Source organism: Cytobacillus sp. C11.1 (genome assembly GCF_058145115.1).
In genome coordinates, this window is the sequence record NZ_CM176935.1 from 3,014,540 (window position 1) to 3,031,121 (window position 16,582).

18 protein-coding genes are annotated in these 16,582 nt (G+C 41.2%); 14 read left to right on the forward strand and 4 right to left on the reverse strand.

The features are described from left to right. Window positions 1–143 precede the first annotated feature (143 nt). Both AC3ZVC_RS15040 and AC3ZVC_RS15045 read right to left on the reverse strand, forming a co-directional pair. Window positions 144–428: a hypothetical protein gene (locus AC3ZVC_RS15040; RefSeq protein ID WP_490064032.1), complete on the reverse strand. Its 285-nt coding sequence runs from the start codon at window positions 426–428 to the stop codon at window positions 144–146. 38 nt (window positions 429–466) lie between these two features. Continuing rightward, window positions 467–739, reverse strand: a complete 273-nt coding sequence (locus AC3ZVC_RS15045; protein ID WP_490064033.1) for a hypothetical protein — start codon at window positions 737–739, stop codon at window positions 467–469. A gap of 175 nt (window positions 740–914) precedes the next feature. Here AC3ZVC_RS15045 and AC3ZVC_RS15050 point away from each other — a divergent pair, with 175 nt between their 5' ends. Further along, entirely contained in the window at window positions 915–1,637 is a 723-nt protein-coding gene (locus AC3ZVC_RS15050) for a YwaF family protein (RefSeq protein WP_490064034.1), read from the forward strand. Window positions 1,638–1,866: 229 nt separating this feature from the next. After that, complete coding sequence (locus AC3ZVC_RS15055) at window positions 1,867–3,243, forward strand: Mur ligase family protein (RefSeq protein ID WP_490064035.1); 1,377 nt, start codon at window positions 1,867–1,869, stop codon at window positions 3,241–3,243. A gap of 57 nt (window positions 3,244–3,300) precedes the next feature. Here AC3ZVC_RS15055 and AC3ZVC_RS15060 read toward each other — a convergent pair whose 3' ends face one another. Both AC3ZVC_RS15060 and AC3ZVC_RS15065 read right to left on the reverse strand, forming a co-directional pair. Beyond that, entirely contained in the window at window positions 3,301–3,459 is a 159-nt protein-coding gene (locus tag AC3ZVC_RS15060; protein ID WP_490064036.1) for a hypothetical protein, read from the reverse strand. Between the two features lie 105 nt (window positions 3,460–3,564). Beyond that, on the reverse strand, window positions 3,565–4,752 hold the full coding sequence (locus AC3ZVC_RS15065) for an ATP-grasp domain-containing protein (protein WP_490064037.1): 1,188 nt from the start codon (window positions 4,750–4,752) through the stop codon (window positions 3,565–3,567). Between the two features lie 148 nt (window positions 4,753–4,900). Here AC3ZVC_RS15065 and AC3ZVC_RS15070 point away from each other — a divergent pair, with 148 nt between their 5' ends. The 12 genes from AC3ZVC_RS15070 (at window position 4,901) to AC3ZVC_RS15125 (ending at window position 16,578) form a co-directional block, all read left to right on the forward strand. Continuing rightward, complete coding sequence (locus AC3ZVC_RS15070) at window positions 4,901–5,659, forward strand: YheC/YheD family protein (protein WP_490064038.1); 759 nt, start codon at window positions 4,901–4,903, stop codon at window positions 5,657–5,659. 644 nt (window positions 5,660–6,303) lie between these two features. After that, the gene (locus AC3ZVC_RS15075; RefSeq protein WP_490064039.1) at window positions 6,304–6,873 is read left to right on the forward strand and encodes a competence protein ComK; all 570 of its coding nucleotides are present in this window, start codon (window positions 6,304–6,306) and stop codon (window positions 6,871–6,873) included. A 222-nt stretch (window positions 6,874–7,095) separates the two neighbouring features. After that, the gene (locus AC3ZVC_RS15080; protein ID WP_490064040.1) at window positions 7,096–8,298 is read left to right on the forward strand and encodes a metallophosphoesterase family protein; all 1,203 of its coding nucleotides are present in this window, start codon (window positions 7,096–7,098) and stop codon (window positions 8,296–8,298) included. Between the two features lie 124 nt (window positions 8,299–8,422). Beyond that, window positions 8,423–9,826 (forward strand): metallophosphoesterase family protein, encoded by a 1,404-nt coding sequence (locus tag AC3ZVC_RS15085; RefSeq protein WP_490064041.1) that lies wholly within the window; start codon window positions 8,423–8,425, stop codon window positions 9,824–9,826. Window positions 9,827–10,164: 338 nt separating this feature from the next. Beyond that, entirely contained in the window at window positions 10,165–11,028 is an 864-nt protein-coding gene (locus tag AC3ZVC_RS15090) for a PHP domain-containing protein (RefSeq protein ID WP_490064042.1), read from the forward strand. Between the two features lie 48 nt (window positions 11,029–11,076). Continuing rightward, window positions 11,077–11,712, forward strand: a complete 636-nt coding sequence (locus AC3ZVC_RS15095; protein WP_490064043.1) for a DapH/DapD/GlmU-related protein — start codon at window positions 11,077–11,079, stop codon at window positions 11,710–11,712. Between the two features lie 133 nt (window positions 11,713–11,845). After that, a complete protein-coding gene (locus AC3ZVC_RS15100) occupies window positions 11,846–12,547 on the forward strand; it encodes a GntR family transcriptional regulator (RefSeq protein ID WP_490064044.1) in 702 nt (233 codons plus the stop codon). 147 nt (window positions 12,548–12,694) lie between these two features. Then, on the forward strand, window positions 12,695–13,120 hold the full coding sequence (phnG, locus tag AC3ZVC_RS15105) for a phosphonate C-P lyase system protein PhnG (protein WP_490064045.1): 426 nt from the start codon (window positions 12,695–12,697) through the stop codon (window positions 13,118–13,120). 13 nt (window positions 13,121–13,133) lie between these two features. Then, window positions 13,134–13,754 carry a phosphonate C-P lyase system protein PhnH gene (gene phnH / locus AC3ZVC_RS15110; RefSeq protein ID WP_490064046.1) on the forward strand — a complete coding sequence of 207 codons (621 nt, stop codon included), beginning with the start codon at window positions 13,134–13,136 and terminating at the stop codon, window positions 13,752–13,754. Next, window positions 13,742–14,878, forward strand: coding sequence for a carbon-phosphorus lyase complex subunit PhnI (locus AC3ZVC_RS15115; RefSeq protein ID WP_490064047.1), 1,137 nt, complete (start codon window positions 13,742–13,744; stop codon window positions 14,876–14,878). Before phnH ends, AC3ZVC_RS15115 begins: the two co-directional genes overlap by 13 nt. Further along, a complete protein-coding gene (locus AC3ZVC_RS15120) occupies window positions 14,878–15,732 on the forward strand; it encodes an alpha-D-ribose 1-methylphosphonate 5-phosphate C-P-lyase PhnJ (RefSeq protein ID WP_490064048.1) in 855 nt (284 codons plus the stop codon). The genes AC3ZVC_RS15115 and AC3ZVC_RS15120 overlap by 1 nt, the downstream gene beginning before the upstream one ends. Then, window positions 15,733–16,578, forward strand: coding sequence for an ATP-binding cassette domain-containing protein (locus AC3ZVC_RS15125; RefSeq protein ID WP_490064049.1), 846 nt, complete (start codon window positions 15,733–15,735; stop codon window positions 16,576–16,578). The last annotated feature ends 4 nt before the right edge of the window (window positions 16,579–16,582 follow it).

The following is a 16,582-nucleotide window of genomic DNA, read 5'->3' on the forward strand; positions in this document are numbered from 1 at the left end:
CAGGAAATAGGTCGCCATAGAGCGGTCATGAAGACGAAAATCGAGGACCAATTAGAAGAAAGTCGTCATAAAGCAACCATGACGACCAAATATGAAGTTAAGTAAGAAGAAAGGTGCTCATAGAACCGCATAAAATTCTGCCGTCAACGGAATAATCTTTTCGCCATCCATAAGTTCAAATACAAGTTTGAGAGTGTAACCTCAATAGTTGCATCTTTTTCTAAGTCAAATGCTAGATTCTTGTCATTTGGAAGCAAGTAAAAGCTAAATTCATCTCCATCCCGGTAGATTAATTCTGATGAGCCAGATTGGGATAATGTAAAGTTTTCGCCACGATAGGCAGCTTGGGCATTCACTTCCGGTATCCCTGTAAAATCATTGTCAGTTGGCACATGCTGAATGCCGGACACTAATGTTGCACCATTCATATGATAATTTCCACTTGACCGAAAGCTCACTTCATAAGTCAATTCCTCATTATAAAATACTTCTGAGACGAAAATGCGATTGTCCCCATCATCATAAATGATCTTCCTTCATTGCTTTCCAAATCGCTTAAATCAATGATGACAGAATACTCTCCTTCAACTGGAGCGCCATTGTTGTGATAAGTCTCCACGTTTTCGGAAAAATAACTAATTCCATTCATCCAAATCCCAAACAAACCGCTCGCCCAAAGGAAAAAGTATATTCCCAGAACACTCAGTACAATACCAATGAACCTTTTATTAAAAAACATGAAGCCTCCCAAAGAACATTCTTTATTAATGATTTTAACATAATCTTCCTTATCATTTTGAAAAATGGAGTGGAATTTATTAAGAATTTTCCGCCTATTTACCGTGTTAATTTTCCTCCCTGTGAATACAATGAATAAAACAGCACTTCAATGCATATTGAAGGGGGATGACACCATGTTTTCGGTAACGGGTATGCAAGGATTTGAGACTTTTTCCTTGATGCATCTTGTTACATTGATTCTTTTCTTTTTTACCTGCTGGTGGCTGGTGTATTACAGGCAAGCGCTTAGGCCATATCAGAAGATGATGAAGTGGACTTTGTTTGCTGTGCTGCTGGCCTGTGAAGTCACGTATCATTTGTGGCTCGTTCTCACCAATCAGTGGGAAGTGGCGGATTTACCGCTGCAGCTTTGTTCTCTTAGCACCTATATTGCACTGTTTCTGTTCATAAAAGGCAATAAAAGAGCATTTTATTTGCTGTATTTTATCGGTACCATTCCTCCCATCTTAAGTATGGTTACACCGGATATGATTTACCAATTTCCTCATTACCGCTACATCAAATACTTCCTTCATCATTCAGCCATTCCCTTAGCCGTTTTCTATTTCATTCTTTTTGAAGGGTACAGAGTTCCAAAGAAAGCGGTATTAACCAGCTTTTTTACACTCAATGTAATCGCAGTGCCAGTCTTTATCTTAAACCTCCTGCTTGGCACAAACTTTTTCTATTTGGCCAGCCCAACCGAAACAAAGACGTTGTTATCCTTTTTCGGCAGCGGGGTGTGGTACTATGTAACCCTTGAAATTGCTGCACTGTTTGTCTTTTATATCACCTTTATCCCGATGCATTATTTGCAAAAAGCAGAAAAGAAGATGTGGAAAGGGGAAGTAAAATAACAGAGAAAAAGCCTTATTCCAGCCGGATGATGGAATAAGGCTTTTTGAATGATCGTTGTTCTTTCCTTTGCGGATTCATTTTGGAATGGCCTCCATAATAGGTACAAGCCCTTTCTGGATGACTTAGTTGATTGTACCAATCTTTATTTCTAGATTTCTATATCCTAAATACAAGACACCTATTTGGCCAGCAGATTATTTTACTCCATAAGAGAGGAAGGCAGATATAATGAAAGCCATACCATTAGACGAAATCGTAAAAATAATAGAAGGAACGGTTATTTCGGGTAAAGGGAATCCGTTGATCAATAACATTGAAAATGATCGGCTTAAAATAAAATCTGGCAAAAGTACGCTGTTTTTTCATTTTAGTTCCAAAAGGGGATTACATCCTTTAAGACAGAAGAATGTTGTGATTGTAACGGATAACCCGGGAACGGCGAAGAATGGTAACATAGTGATAAAGGTCGATAATGTTCGGGAAGCCTACTGGAGCTTGATGAGCCATTACCGGAGTTTATTTCATATACCCGTAGTTGGCATAACTGGTACGAGCGGAAAAACCACCACAAAGGAAATGATCACACAAGTCTTAACATTGGATGGCTTGAATGTTCAATCCACCTATCGGAGCTTTAATCTCGGCCGCATGCATTTGCTGAAATTTTTAGAGATGGATGATCAAACAGATGCTGCGGTTATTGAAATGGGGCTTTTGAAGCCTGGGGATGTCAGTCTGGCATGCAAGTACTTCCAGCCTACTATCAGGATAATATTGAATATTGATGTCTACCATCTTCAAGGCTGCAAAACGATGGAAAACTACATTAAGGCAAAAGCGGAAATAATGGATGGGATGAAAACGGAGGATCTCCTCATTATTAATGCGGATGATCACAATATAAAGAAGATTGATTTGAGTCATGTTGCTCAAAAACTGACCTTTGGAATTAATGAACCTGCAGATTACATGGCAAAGGAAATGGAGCAAACCGATAAAGGAATACGTTTTAAGCTTATTTACAAAAACAAGGAATACCCGGCGGTGATACCAGGGTATGGAAAACACAATATTTATAATGCTTTAGCTTCCATTGCGGCCATTCACCATATCGGCTTGGATATTGAGGAGGTCATCGATAAATTACCGAGTTTCCAGCACCTGGAATCCCATTTGCAGCAGCTTCCTGGAATAAAAGGCTGTTTGATTATTGATGATTCCTGGAACAATACGCCTCTTGCGATGGAAGGGGCTCTAAACGTTCTAAAAGATACTGCAAAAGGAAAGAAAATAGCTGCTTTGGGTTCTTTTCCGCAAATCGGAAAAAATCAAGAAGCGAAGGAGCAATACCGCTATATGGCCAGTAAGGTGATGGAAGCGAAGGCTGATAAGCTCATTATTTTAGATGAAAAAGCAAAGGAAATCGCTGTAAATGCCAGAAAGATGGGCATGAAACCAAATGATATCCACTACTGCTTTACTGAGAATGCAGTATATAAAACACTCAAACCGATCGTTGATGCCAATACAGTTGTTTTATTCAAGTTTTCAAAGATATTGAGGAAATCTTTATTTAAATTGATTAAGACAAAGATTATAAAATAAAATCGAGAAAAAAGCCTATTCCATCCGGGTTGAACCCCTTGGATAAGGCTTTTTTTACTATCGCTTATTCTGTTCCTTCTCTTTCTCATACTGCCGCTGCGGACTCATTTTTGAAATGGCGTCATCCACAACTTCCTGCGCTTTCTTTGCCTCTTGATCCTGTTTTTGTGCTTCTTCCTGGATTCGGTTTACATCCTGTGGTGTGTTTTCAGTCATGACATAGCCTCCTGAGTAATAAGGATTTCTATTTTGTTCCTTATTGTTCCCATTTGGCGTGATTTTACAGATTGGATGATCAAAAGGCTTTTATTGTAAAATGTGCTATTTCTTGATCTCATACATTTGTTCAATCTGCTGCTCCGTACTAAGTATTTCATTCTTGGAGTTGCCTGCCAGCAAGCACCTTAAAACGATTGGATTGTTTTGCGTTGGATGTTCTGGCTTATAGATCGTAAGAGGGACTAGTTTTTGCTGTTTGATTAAGTTTCTTGTAAAGGTTTCAAGCTTAGTAAAGCTGATGACTGTTCGAAAGGATCTTACCTTTAAGGTACTTACGTTAAGGGACTTCATGACATTTTCACTTAAAAGCAAGGCGGTCGTTGAACCATTCAGCCGGAAATTCAGATCAAGGGCAATGATGCGGTTATCTTTGCCAATTACGATATCGAATCCGCCAACTCCCCAGTAACCAAGGGAAACAGCTTTTTCCATTATCACTTTTCCTAATTCCATGACTTCCTTCGACGGCTGATGGTCTCGTTCAAACCAATTTCCTTTGTATTTGACTCCATCATTAATAATCTGCTCCGATCCTCCGAGGTAAGCGAGCTCGCCTTGGTAGGTCTGGGCAAAATGGACACAATAATTTGCTTTTATTGGAATATATTCTTCGATAATCACAAACTCACATGATTTTAATAGCTCTTTTGCATATTGAAGTTTTTCCTCATCTTTACAAATCACAACGTTATTTCCTCCGCCTGAAGGTTCATTGGTGGCTGCTTTTACAACAAAAGGAAGGTTCATTGAAAAATGATTTTTAAGAAAATCATTGATGGCAAGGACTTCACGCCTGGCTAGGTTCTCTTTCGGAACAAGTTCTCCAAGGCTTTTCTTATTATTTAAAAAGAAAATCAGCTCCGGATCGATCCAATATCTGTTGTAGTCAAACTCTTCCGGCAAATGAGGACAGTTAAATATGATTTTTTCTTTTGCACTTTCTAATGAATCCAGAACCTCATAATAGTTCTGTTTGTCAGAATAATAAATCCGGTTGGAGGCCAGTTCCAATCCTGCATCTTTGAGGATGGAAGTACCTGACTTGCTAGTAACATCATGATGGCATAAAAGGGGCAATTCTCCCGCTACAGGCATTGGACCGCCTGTAGCTGAATGCTGTGAAATCAAGTCAGGGAGCCAGTACATATTATGATAGGAAGCTCTTGGGTTGAGAATATAGCCGGGTCCAAATATATCGTAAAGTGTCATTTTGGGCTTTAGCTGCGGCATAACGAAACCCTCCATTAAGGTCCTTTTAGGTTAATGTATTCACACCATTTAAAAAGTAGTAGGCATACACCTTTTTCCTGGACAAATGGATGAATGCATCAGTCTATTTTTAGAGGAGTTAATATGCTGTATAAAAGGAGAAATTTATGTGCGGAATCGAAAAAAAGCGGATAAATGGTTTAAACACCAGTTGTTAATGGAAGATCCAAGTGTAAAGAGTTATAATCCGGAGACAGTCACTTTCACAAAAGAAAATCTGTTTATGATGTTCGAGCGCTATCAGGATTTGATCATTAAGCCCATTTTTGGATCAGCGGCCACTGCTATTAGAAAAGTGACAAAATTGGATGATGGGGAATATAAAATTCATTTCGAAAAGAACAAGATTAAAATCAAAGGCTTCAAATGGCTTTATAAGTATTTAGCACGCAGGAAAAGGGGTCACTGTATTATTCAAACCTGCATCCCGTTAGCTGAAGTAAATGGAAGGCCCATTGACTTTCGGTATATAGTACAGCGAAAAAAAGACGCTGCTGATTGGATTCTAACAGGAAAGCACGCGAAGATTGCCGGCAATGGCTATTTTGTTACCAACCTAAGTAAGGAAGGAACCGTCCTGACTGTGGAAGAAGCACTGGAAAAGTCTAATATAAAAGATGTTAATGTTCAAAAGGTTATGGAAGAATTGGATCATGTTTCATTATTAGCAACCGAATGTTTAGCAAGGCATTTTGATAACCATTTCATATGGGGCTATGATCTGGCGGCAGATGAAAGTGGCCGTGTTTGGATTATAGAAGCGAATAGCACACCTTTAATTGGCGGATTCAAATACTTGGAGGACCTTTCCATGTATGAAACGATCGCTTCCATAAGAGAGTTTAATAAAATAAAAAACGTAAAGTAAAACGTTTTAAAACTGTATTTAATGAAGGAATTGCCGGTCTTAATGGAGGCCTGGCAAATTTTTTATGGCTGAGAATAGTTTGGAAATAAATATTGGGGTTGAGGCTGCTAATAGAGTGGTCTCAACTTTTTTATGTGCCCATTTTTAATTGATGAATTTTTTGTGACATTCTTCAGCACCTAGAATTTTTTTCATACCCTATGATGTATGTCACAAAATGAACTGTGATTCAGATTGTAAAAGCTAATTTCTCTGGAAAAATGAATAAAATTGAACATTATAAAAAATTCACGCAAATTTGTCAATATTGTATTTCATGGCTCATTTTAGGCAAAGAAAAACTTTTCGAAGATCGAAAAATAAGCTTTTACAATAGTAAAAAAGCCCCATTATAATGTAAAAGGAGGTGAAATTTGTCAAATCCTGCCGAATGCCAAATGGGCTTTTAATGAACTTAAATGCTTATCATTAAAAGAAATGTCAGCCATACAGTCATCGGAACTAGTGCAAAAACAACAAAAACCCTCAGGCAGGTCCGGGAAAGACAATCGCCTGAGAGCTCTCATGAGATGGAGTAGACCAGCTCATTTGCTTAGTATACTCCTTTCTTTAAAAATAGTAAATTACCAAAAAGGAGTCATAACATGACATTAATTTTAATACCTCATTATATAATCCATCCTGAAACGAAAGTGATATTGCCGGAGTTTGATTCAAAAGGCAGATGCTATAGCAAGGTAATCCAGGGCAGCCAAACCTTTATCGTCACGATGAAACCAATTGAGATTATGCAGGCGAGCCTTAGTTACTACGGCTTCAGTCTGGATGGGGCCATCAGCGGGTCCAAATCGATAGTAGGTGCATGCCAGGCAGCGCCCATCCGTATTTCTGGAAATATTGATATGTACTGGTTTTCACATATCTCTCCACAGAATGATGAATGTGTTTGGCTGGCACTTCACCATGTACACCGCATCCTGCCTGAAGAACACAACCAGGCGAAGGTGATGTTAATAGATGGACCTTCCATCACACTGGATATCTCTGAGAGAAAGCTATCTGACAGATATGACCGAGCTGAACAGCTGGAAGTGAAAATAACGAAAAGAACCCAATACAAGATGAACTTTGTGATGGAAAGAGGGAGCGGGGTTCATTTTGTAAAGGAAGCGAATCGTAATTATACCGTGAGCAGGGATGATGAATCTGAGTAATGGTACGATCGCAAATATGGATAGCGGGAGTCTGCCTATATAGGCAGGCTTTTTATAATGCAATTCTATCAATTAAAAACCTTTACATTTAGTAAACTTTCTTTACTAAACACTCTAGTTATATTAATACTCCATTAACAGATTTATTCTACGATTTTAAGTGTAGGGCATGGAACGCTCCCGATTCATGAAAGATAACATAAACCATTGGAGGCTGAGCTAGTGAATAATCAGAACGAAAGCATAGGGCTTGATAGAAGGAAGTTTATTAAAGCGGGAGGAATGGGGACGCTTGCTTTAACGATGGCTGCTGCAGGTTTGCCTGGAGATTTACTTGTTGGTAAAGCTCAAGCGGAAGAACTAAGCGAAAAGATTGAAGCTCCTAAACTTGCATTCAATTCTAATGGCAAGTTTAAGGTTGTACAGTTTAACGACACACAGGATGATGAACGGATTGACAGCAGAACGATTGAATTGATGGAAAAGGTTCTTGACTCTGAAAAACCTGATTTTGTTGTTTTGAACGGGGACAATATCACCGGCGGCTGTGATTCTGAAATGGAAATGAAGCAAGCGATGAATAATGTCGTTCAGCCTATGGAAAAGAGAGGAATCCGCTGGGCGGCTACGTTCGGAAACCATGATGAAGACTCAACCCCAAAGACTGGCATGGATGAGAATGATATGCTCAACTTTTATATGAAGTACAAGCATAATATGAACGTTCCTGGCAAAAAAGGCCTTACAGGTACAGGAAACATGAACCTGCTAATCAGACAATCAAGCGGGAATAAAGCGGTATTCAATCTCTGGCTGCTGGATAGCGGCCGATATGCACCAAAAACCATTGCAGGCCAGGATTTTAATGGCTATCCAACATGGGATTGGCTCCGTTTCAATCAGGTCAACTGGTATTATGAGAGATCTAAGGTGATCGAAAAGCAATATGGATATAAAGTGCCTTCACTAGTATTTATTCATATCCCTCTATGGGAGCACCGTTTTATGTGGTGGGGAAGTGTGGATGGCAGAACACAAGCAGGTCATGATCTCGCGGCGGCAAGGCATCAAATCACAGGAGAACGCAATGAAGATGAGTGTCCGGGTCCGATTAACAGCGGATTGTTTACAGCCATGCTGGATAGAGGGGATGTTAAGGGAGTATTCTGCGGACACGATCATATTAACACATATTGCGGCAACTACTATGGGATTTTGCTAGGGTATGCCGGCAATACTGGCTTCGGCACATACGGTCTTTCAGGCCCGGACCGAAATAGACTCCGAGGTGCGAGAGTATTCAATTTGGATGAAAACCATGAAGGGATCTTGGTTGATACGCATATGGTTTTTGCCAAAGACTATGGCATTGACTTAACTGCCAACGACCAAAGCATTGACCCGCTGCCTTTAGAAGGGAAATAATGACAGTTTAAGAGTCGCCAGTGTTCCGAATGAAAGATTGAGTTATGAATGAGTGATTGAGAAATACATACAGCGAATGGGAGCACTGGTGAATAAATAAAGTTGAGTAAGGAGTGCAGGTGTAGTGAAAAATAAAAACAATGTAACTAGAGAGAATAGTATTTTAACAAACGAAATGGACCGCCGTGCCTTTTTGCAAAAAACAACGATAGCTGCTGGCGCAACAATCGGCTTATCACTTGCAAATTCGTTCAACCTCATTTCAGCGAGTGCATCTTCTTCATCTTCCATTATTAATTCAAGCGGAAAGAAACCGGATTTAGTATTTCCAGTTATCAGTGACATTCATATCCATAATAGCAGCAATAAAACATTGGAAAAATTTATTGTCACGTTAGAGCAATTAAATAAGGTTGCTCCCAAGCAGGATGCTTTTCTGGTTGTAGGAGATTTAACTGATTATGGATATGTATCCGAATACGATAAGTTCATGTCCGCTTATAATGTACACAAACAGCCAGGTGCAGTTTCTATTTTTGCCATTGGAAATCATGATTACTGGAATGGGCTATCAATAGCCGACGCCCAAAAGCGTTTCCTCGCAAAAACGGGTATGGAATCTATTTACTATCATAAAGTGATCAAAGATTATCATTTTATCGTTCTTGGCACTGAGGACGGAAAAACAGAGGGAACCTTCTCTGCTGGGCAAATTAATTGGCTAAGTGAGCAGCTAAAGATCGCGCACGAAGATGATCCGAAAAAGCCAATATTTGTTTTCCACCATCAGCCGATCAAAGGGACTGTCTACGGAAGCGAATGGGGCTTTAATCAGAATCGAGACCTTTTTTACGATACGTTGAAAGAATATCCGCAAGTCATTTCGTTTTCAGGTCACACCCACTATCCGCTTGATGACCCAAGAATTATTCATCAGAAGGATTTCACGTCAATCGGAACTTCAACAGGTGCCTACCTGTGGCTGGATGCAGGCAGAATCCAAGGCGAAGTACCAGAGGGTGCGGATGTCCTGAATCAGGCATTAGTGGTAGAGGTATATAACAACAAAGTACTCATCAAGCGCCGTGATATTCACAATAATGACTGGACTGGAGAGCCATTTGAAATCAGCTACCCAGCCAATAAGCAAAACTTTATATATACAGAAGACAGGGATATGAAACCGCCTTTTTTTTCAAAAGAAGCAATGCTCTCCATTAATAATGAAATGACAACAGCCACCTCCCTGGCCATTATGTTTAACCAGGCTAAGGATGACCTTCTTGTTCATGACTACAAAGTAGTGGCAAGAAATGCCGAAACCGGGGATACTGCAAAGGAATTCCTTGCTTTTTCAGAATTCTATAAGGATCCTGTACCGAATCCATTAACTTTAAAAATTGAAGGACTGCAGGCTAATACAGCTTATCAAATTGAAGTGCATGCGCTTGATGCATATGGGAATGTGGGCAAAGCGCCATTAAAGGCATTAGGTAAAACAAAGGCAGCTGAAAAAATCTCTATTTAAAAAATATCAGCAGAAAAATAGATGAAATTGCTTCAAAACATATGGCCGGCTCCAAGGAGTTGGCCTTCTTGCTCATAGATTATTAGGATATCGGTCACTTTCAATGATATATCGGGTCAGATTTTGATTTTATCGGTCACTTTTTAAATATATCGGTCAAAATTCATTTTTATCGGTCAATTTCTCAATATATCGGTCAGTTGGCTATAAACCGGGCTTTTAGTCTGCAGCTATTGCCCCAGAATAACAAATTCTTAACAGAAATTTACATGGTGGTAACCTTTACAGCTTGGCACCAAGTTACTCTATTAAAAAAGGCTATTTATAGGAGGTTGAACATGAAAGCTGAACTGCATTGCCATACAAATATTTCAGATTGTCCCCTGACGATTGATGAGGTGCTGAACTTAGCAGTTGCCAATGATGTGTCACACCTGGCCATTACAAACCATGATACAACAAAAGGGCTGGAGGAAGCGATTAAAAAAGGCAAAAAATATGGAGTAGAAGTTATTCCCGGTATTGAGATCTCCGGTTTTGATTTTGAAAGAGGCAGGCGTATTCATGTTCTCGGCTATTTTATCGAGCCGGGGCATAAAGCGATCGAAACATTGTGCGGGCCTCTATTGGAAAAAAGGCATAAGCTTTCATTTGAAATGGTACAGAGGCTGATTGAAGCCGGATATCACATTAGTTGGGAACGTTGTTTGGAGCTCGCCGAAGGGGGTACCGGGGTGTATAAACAGCACATCATGGCGGCTCTTATAGAGGCCGGTTATACGGATGGCATTTATGGCCCGCTATATAAAAAATTGTTTAGCCGCGGAACTAATGGTGAAGCGCCTGGCCTGGCATTCATCCCAATGGAATATGCAGATGCAAAGCTTGCTGTCCGTGCCATTTTGGAAGCAGGCGGAGTGCCTGTACTTGCACATCCGGGACAATATGGGAACTTTGAAATCGTTCCCGAGCTTGCTGAAGCCAGATTGCAGGGGATTGAAGTGTGGCATCCCTTGCATAATCATCAGCATGAGGAAGAGGCGAGAAAGCTGGCTGTTAAATATGGCTTAATCATGACAGGCGGATCCGATTTTCATGGAGCGTATGGGGAGAAGCCGGTGGTGCTTGGAAGCCGGTCACCTGGAGTGGAGAGAGTACATGAATTAGCTGCAAGAAGAGAGAAGCTGAAAAGCCATATTTAATAGATTGAAAGGCAGCTGCCATTTTTAATGAAGGAGCGGGATACGCAAATGTCTCTAATTTTTAAACCCAAGCAGGGTGAGAAGCTTTCCATATCCCCAACTGTCCATGATACTAGCTACATTCTAGACAGCTATGCCGGTGAATGGGTTTCGATTGGTGAGAGAAATAAAATCATCGAATCAAAATTTGGCGACTATACGTATACGATGGATGATGTAACAGTCAACTATGCGGAAATCGGAAAATTTTGTTCCATCGCCTCCCACGCCTGTATCAATCCTGTACAGCATCCTATGGACCGTGTAACACAGCATCATATGACCTATCGAAAAGTCGATTATGGTTTCGGCGAACAGGACGATAAAGAATTTTTTGATTGGCGTCGTACACACAGGGTGAAAATTGGACATGATGTATGGATTGGCCATGGGGCGATTATTATGAAAGGCGTTGAGATCTGTACTGGGGCAGTGATCGGGTCTGGAGCAGTCGTCACGAAGGATGTTGAGCCATTTACAATTGCAGCTGGAGTGCCTGCAAAGCATTTAAAAAGAAGATTTTCTGAAGAAACAGCCGAAAAACTGTTGGAAATCGCCTGGTGGGATTGGCCTAGAAAAAAGCTTGAAGCCCATTTTGCTGAATTAAATGATACGGAATCTTTTATAAAAAAATTTGGCAGCTGAAAATTGCCCCTCTTAGACCCAGTCACAAGATCGATTGGGTCTTTTTAAATTCTATTAAAAATTACATTCTCTTAACTTGCCATTTAAATTCATCCTATACACTTAATTTGATTTCAAAAGGGGAGTTGCATGTATGAGTGAAAAAATGATGCTAGTAGATGAGCTGATTTCGAAAATCAAAGAAGGGACCTATAAACCGAATGACAAACTGCCTTCTGAAAATGAGCTCGCCGATCAATATAGGGTCCCAAGGATGGTTGTGAGAAAGGCATATGAACATTTGCAGGAACTGGGGTTTATTTTTTCAAGGCAGGGCAGGGGCAGTTATGTTCAAAATCGAAAACAGCAAATTCCTCTTATTTTAACTGGAGATATCAGTTTTAGTGAAAAGATGAAGGAACTGGAATACGACTTCAGGACAACAAATATTTTCTGTGAAAAAATCCCCTATCAATCTGACATCTTTCATGCATTAAAAGCAAATCCGCCTGACGAGGTTTATAAAATTGGGCGTCTCAGGATCGTTGATGATTGCCCGATTGCTTTACATACATCTTTTGTAGCTCAATCTGTTTTTCCACATATTGTTCAGGATGGTTCCAGAATCACCTCCATTTTTCACTATTACAAAACTCAAGGCTATACTGATTTCACTTCCGGGCAAAGCCATTTGAGTGTAGTTTTCCCGAATGAAACAGAACGTAAAATCCTGCAATGCTCCAGCTTAATTCCCTTATTGCTGCTGGAATCCTGCTGTATGGATCAGAAAACAGGTACAGTCCTTGAATATTCAAGAATTAAATACAGAAGTGATTGCTTCACCTATCTCATTTAAATCGGTGCAAAGCCGATTTCTTTTTAACCAATTTGCTGTAAAGAAGTTAACAAAACCCATACAAAATTAACCATTATTTTACGTTTACAAGCTTGGCAACAAGATAGATTAAAGGTACAGAACAAAAAAAGATGGAGGCCAAAAGGTGTGAAAAGAAAACAAAGAACAGAAATTTTAATCAGCGGCTCTCAAGATCTAGCAAAATCTTTAGCAAACGAAATTGAAGAAAAATATCCAGTGGCGGTTATCCAAGAGCCAGAAGATGGCCTAGTCATGTTAAAGGTTCGGGAGACATCCAAGAATAGCTTATTTTACTTAGGGGAAGTGCTGGTGACAGAATGCAAAGCAAAAGTAGAAGGAAAGATCGGAATTGGGCTTGTCAATGGACATCAGCCTGAACTGGCTTATCATCTTGCCATCATTGACGCAGCATTTATAGGGAATCTTGCTGAAACAGCAAAATGGTCAAGCATCCTTGAAAGTGAGAAGCAGAATATAGAAGAAAACAGAAGAGCAGAAAATCAAGCTATCTTAAAAACGAAAGTCAGCTTTGAAACAATGGATGTACAGTAGAGGAGGAAAGACATTGAAGCTAGATATGGTACATGATTTGCAATCTGTATATCGGAAATTAATCGCTTCCACTTCAAGGCCCGGAGTTATATCGGACCTGGGGAAAGAGGCGGCTTTATTGGACGGAGAGAACGAAACAGGCTGCTCCCATCCTCTCCTGCTGCTGGCATTATCACTGCTGGACCCTGAGGTCACGTTTAAAGTGTACGCTGCGGATGCAGAAGCAGTTGAAAAGGAAATCAATCAATTAACATTCGCTAAAACAGCAGAGGCTGAACAAGCCGATTTTCTATTCATCCTGCAAAATGCAGAGGCAGGTGCACTGGAGGATGCCATTGAAAGAGCGAATCCCGGGACGTTCGCAAACCCTCATAAATCTGCCGTCATTATTGCAGAAACAGGGGCTATCCGAGAAGATGATCATCTCGTGTTAAAGGGGCCTGGCATTCAGACAAGCACTTCAGTCAGTGTGGATCTAGACGCCAATTGGATACAAACGCGAAAAGAAAAAAATAAAGAGTATCCAGTCGGGGTGGACATCCTATTTGTTGACCAGAAGAATCAGCTTTTGTCCTTGCCAAGAACAACTCAAGTATCGGCAGACAGGATGGTGATGAATAAATGGGTTATGTAGCAGTAAAGGGCGGTACACGTGCGATTGAAGAGTCGATTAAACGCCTGAAATATGAAAGAGTACATAAGGAGCAAGTATTAGAAACCGGGCAAATTGAGGCTGGCATGAGGGGCTTAATCGACCAGGTGATGTCAGAAAGCAGCTTATATAATGAAACGCTTGCAGCGCTAGCTATCAAGCAGGCGGAAGGAAATCCGGAAGAAGCAATATTCCTTTTGCGGGCCTACCGGTCAACGCTGCCGAGAAAACACTGCTCGCAAATTATTGAATCCGGGCACATGAAGGTGGAACGCCGGATTTCGGCCAGCTTTAAAGATATACCAGGTGGCCAGATACTAGGGGCTACAACGGATTATACCCATAGACTTCTGGATTTCAGCCTAATGAAGGAAACCGAAGTGAAAATCCGGGAATGGCTGAACGAATATGAGGCAGAAAACCGTTTAAATGCAGAAAAACTGGAAGTTCCGGACATCTTTTTGCCAAAGGTACTGGATTATCTCCGTAATGAGGCTTTAATACCGCTTCGAGAAAACAATGATGCTGAACCTGATGATGTGACAAGAGAAAGCCTCGAATTTCCATCAAGCCGAAGCCAGCGCTTGCAGATTCTCACAAGAGGGCAGACAGGAGCCGTTACCTCACTGGCTTATGCTGTCATCAGAGGCTATGGGGCCCTTCATCCGACTGTAGGAGAGCTAAGAGTCGGGAATCTGCCTGTCTATGTCGGCCATCCGAATGAAGATGGCAATGACGATGATGACTATTACATTGGAGATGTAAAAGCAACGGAAGCGGAAATGCTGATGCCGTTTAATGTTGAGAAGGAAACCGGCAGAAAGGAATTGGAATTTGAAATTGGCTATGGACTATGCTTTGGCCAGAATGAGACGAAAGCAATCGCCATGGGCATTCTCGATAATTGCCTCGAGCATCCCGATGATAGCTTCCCAAGCCATAATGAGGAATTTGTACTTTATCATATTGATACTGTAGAGTCGACAGGATTTATTTCACATTTGAAGATGCCTCATTATGTCACGTTTCAGTCCAAGCTTGATAGTGTCAGAAAAACAAAGAGTTCTGAGCAGGATACAGAAGAAAGACAAGAGGTGAGAAGCTAATGAACACAGCCTATAACTTTGCTTTCTTTGATGAAGGCTCGAAAAGAGAGATTAGGAGAGCCACATTGAAAGCCATTGCGATCCCAGGGTATCAGGTTCCTTTTGCTTCAAGGGAAATGCCAATCGGAAGAGGCTGGGGCACTGGGGGGCTACAGCTTACACTCTCTTTAATAGGGAGAGAGGATGTACTGAAGGTAATCGATCAGGGGTCAGATGAATCGGTGAATGCGGTTAGCATCAAGAAGCTGGTGTCTGATACGACAGGCGTCCAAATCTCTGAATCCACAGCTGAGGCAACGATAATTCAATCGCGGCACAGAATTCCGGATATTCCGCTGAAAAAGGAGCAAATCCTCGTTTTGCAGGTGCCGCTTCCTGAACCGCTCCGTTACTTTGAACCAAGTGAGCATGAAACCAAAAAGCTTCATGCAGAAAAAGAATACAGCGGGGCGTGGCTGATGCTATTCGAGCAGATTATGAAATATGGAAGCATGACAACAGGTGCAGACCATCCGGTCATGGTTCATGACCGCTATGTGATGGCACCGAGTCCGATCCCCCGTTTCGATAATCATAAAATGCACGAAAATGAAGCCCTTATTTTACTGGGAGCAGGACGGGAAAAAAAGGTTTATGCAGTCCCGCCTTTTACGAAGATCGTTTCTCTGGATTTTGAAGATTATCCATTTGAAGGCGAAAGCTTTGAAGGAAAGTGCTGCAGATTGTGCGGCTCTGAGGGAGTGTTTCTGGATGAGCTGATTGATGAGATGACAGGAGATACCGATTATCAATGCAATGATACGAGCTACTGTTATGAAGTATTAAATAAAGCCGAGAAAGCAGGAGTGAATTAAATGACTGAATTTGAGGTTCCGGTTTTATCTATTAAACATTTAAACAAGCAATTTGGCCCTGGCTGCGATCACTGCCTTAATCCAGTGCCGGATGCTTTGATAAAAAATTACTGCAAGGTTTGCGGGACCGTCTTCGCATGCAGGGATGTGTCTTTTGATGTGTACCCGGGAGAGGTGCTCGGGATTGTGGGGGAGAGCGGAAGCGGAAAATCAACCTTGATGCAATGCCTGTACTTTGATCAGGAGGCTACCTCGGGGGAAGCCTATCTTTCTTCTTATCAAAACGGGCTGAAAAATCTCTTTCAAGAGTCATCACAGCAAAAACGTTACATTCGTAACAACATAATGGGGAAAGTCTATCAAAACCCTCTATTGGGGTTGAAGATCGACTTTTCGTCGATTGGAAATATTGCCGAGAAGCTGATTTCAGCAGGAAGCAGAAACGTGGGAATGATGGAATCGAGAGGTGCTGATTTGCTTGGAAAAGTGAGCATACCGATTCATCGCCGCAAAGAAGCGCCAAAGAATTTTTCAGGCGGCATGCAGCAGCGTGTCCAAATTGCCAAAGCACTTTCCAATAACCCGCCCATTCTCCTGCTGGATGAAATAACAACCGGGCTGGATTTGTCCGTACAGGCAAGTGTTTTGGATTTAATTAAGAATCTTCAGCGGGAGCTAAACATAAGCATTGTGCTGGTTTCACATGATCTGGGCGTCATTCGGATGCTGGCAGACAGAACTATGGTCATGCTGGATGGGCAAGTCATTGAGCAGGGACTGACTGACCAGATTTTAGAGGATCCTCAGCATGCATTTACCCAGCAATTGGTTCATTCACTTCTGTGAGGGC

Bases quoted from the DNA above. Each gene is read 5' to 3' on its own strand.
- AC3ZVC_RS15040 (WP_490064032.1), bottom strand. From the start codon at position 428: ATGAATGGTGCAACATTAGTGTCCGGCATTCAGCATGTGCCAACTGAC.
- AC3ZVC_RS15045 (WP_490064033.1), bottom strand. From the start codon at position 739: ATGTTTTTTAATAAAAGGTTCATTGGTATTGTACTGAGTGTTCTGGGA.
- AC3ZVC_RS15050 (WP_490064034.1), top strand. From the start codon at position 915: ATGTTTTCGGTAACGGGTATGCAAGGATTTGAGACTTTTTCCTTGATG.
- AC3ZVC_RS15055 (WP_490064035.1), top strand. From the start codon at position 1,867: ATGAAAGCCATACCATTAGACGAAATCGTAAAAATAATAGAAGGAACG.
- AC3ZVC_RS15060 (WP_490064036.1), bottom strand. From the start codon at position 3,459: ATGACTGAAAACACACCACAGGATGTAAACCGAATCCAGGAAGAAGCA.
- AC3ZVC_RS15065 (WP_490064037.1), bottom strand. From the start codon at position 4,752: ATGCCGCAGCTAAAGCCCAAAATGACACTTTACGATATATTTGGACCC.
- AC3ZVC_RS15075 (WP_490064039.1), top strand. From the start codon at position 6,304: ATGACATTAATTTTAATACCTCATTATATAATCCATCCTGAAACGAAA.
- AC3ZVC_RS15090 (WP_490064042.1), top strand. From the start codon at position 10,165: ATGAAAGCTGAACTGCATTGCCATACAAATATTTCAGATTGTCCCCTG.
- AC3ZVC_RS15095 (WP_490064043.1), top strand. From the start codon at position 11,077: ATGTCTCTAATTTTTAAACCCAAGCAGGGTGAGAAGCTTTCCATATCC.
- AC3ZVC_RS15100 (WP_490064044.1), top strand. From the start codon at position 11,846: ATGAGTGAAAAAATGATGCTAGTAGATGAGCTGATTTCGAAAATCAAA.
- AC3ZVC_RS15115 (WP_490064047.1), top strand. From the start codon at position 13,742: ATGGGTTATGTAGCAGTAAAGGGCGGTACACGTGCGATTGAAGAGTCG.
- AC3ZVC_RS15120 (WP_490064048.1), top strand. From the start codon at position 14,878: ATGAACACAGCCTATAACTTTGCTTTCTTTGATGAAGGCTCGAAAAGA.
- AC3ZVC_RS15125 (WP_490064049.1), top strand. From the start codon at position 15,733: ATGACTGAATTTGAGGTTCCGGTTTTATCTATTAAACATTTAAACAAG.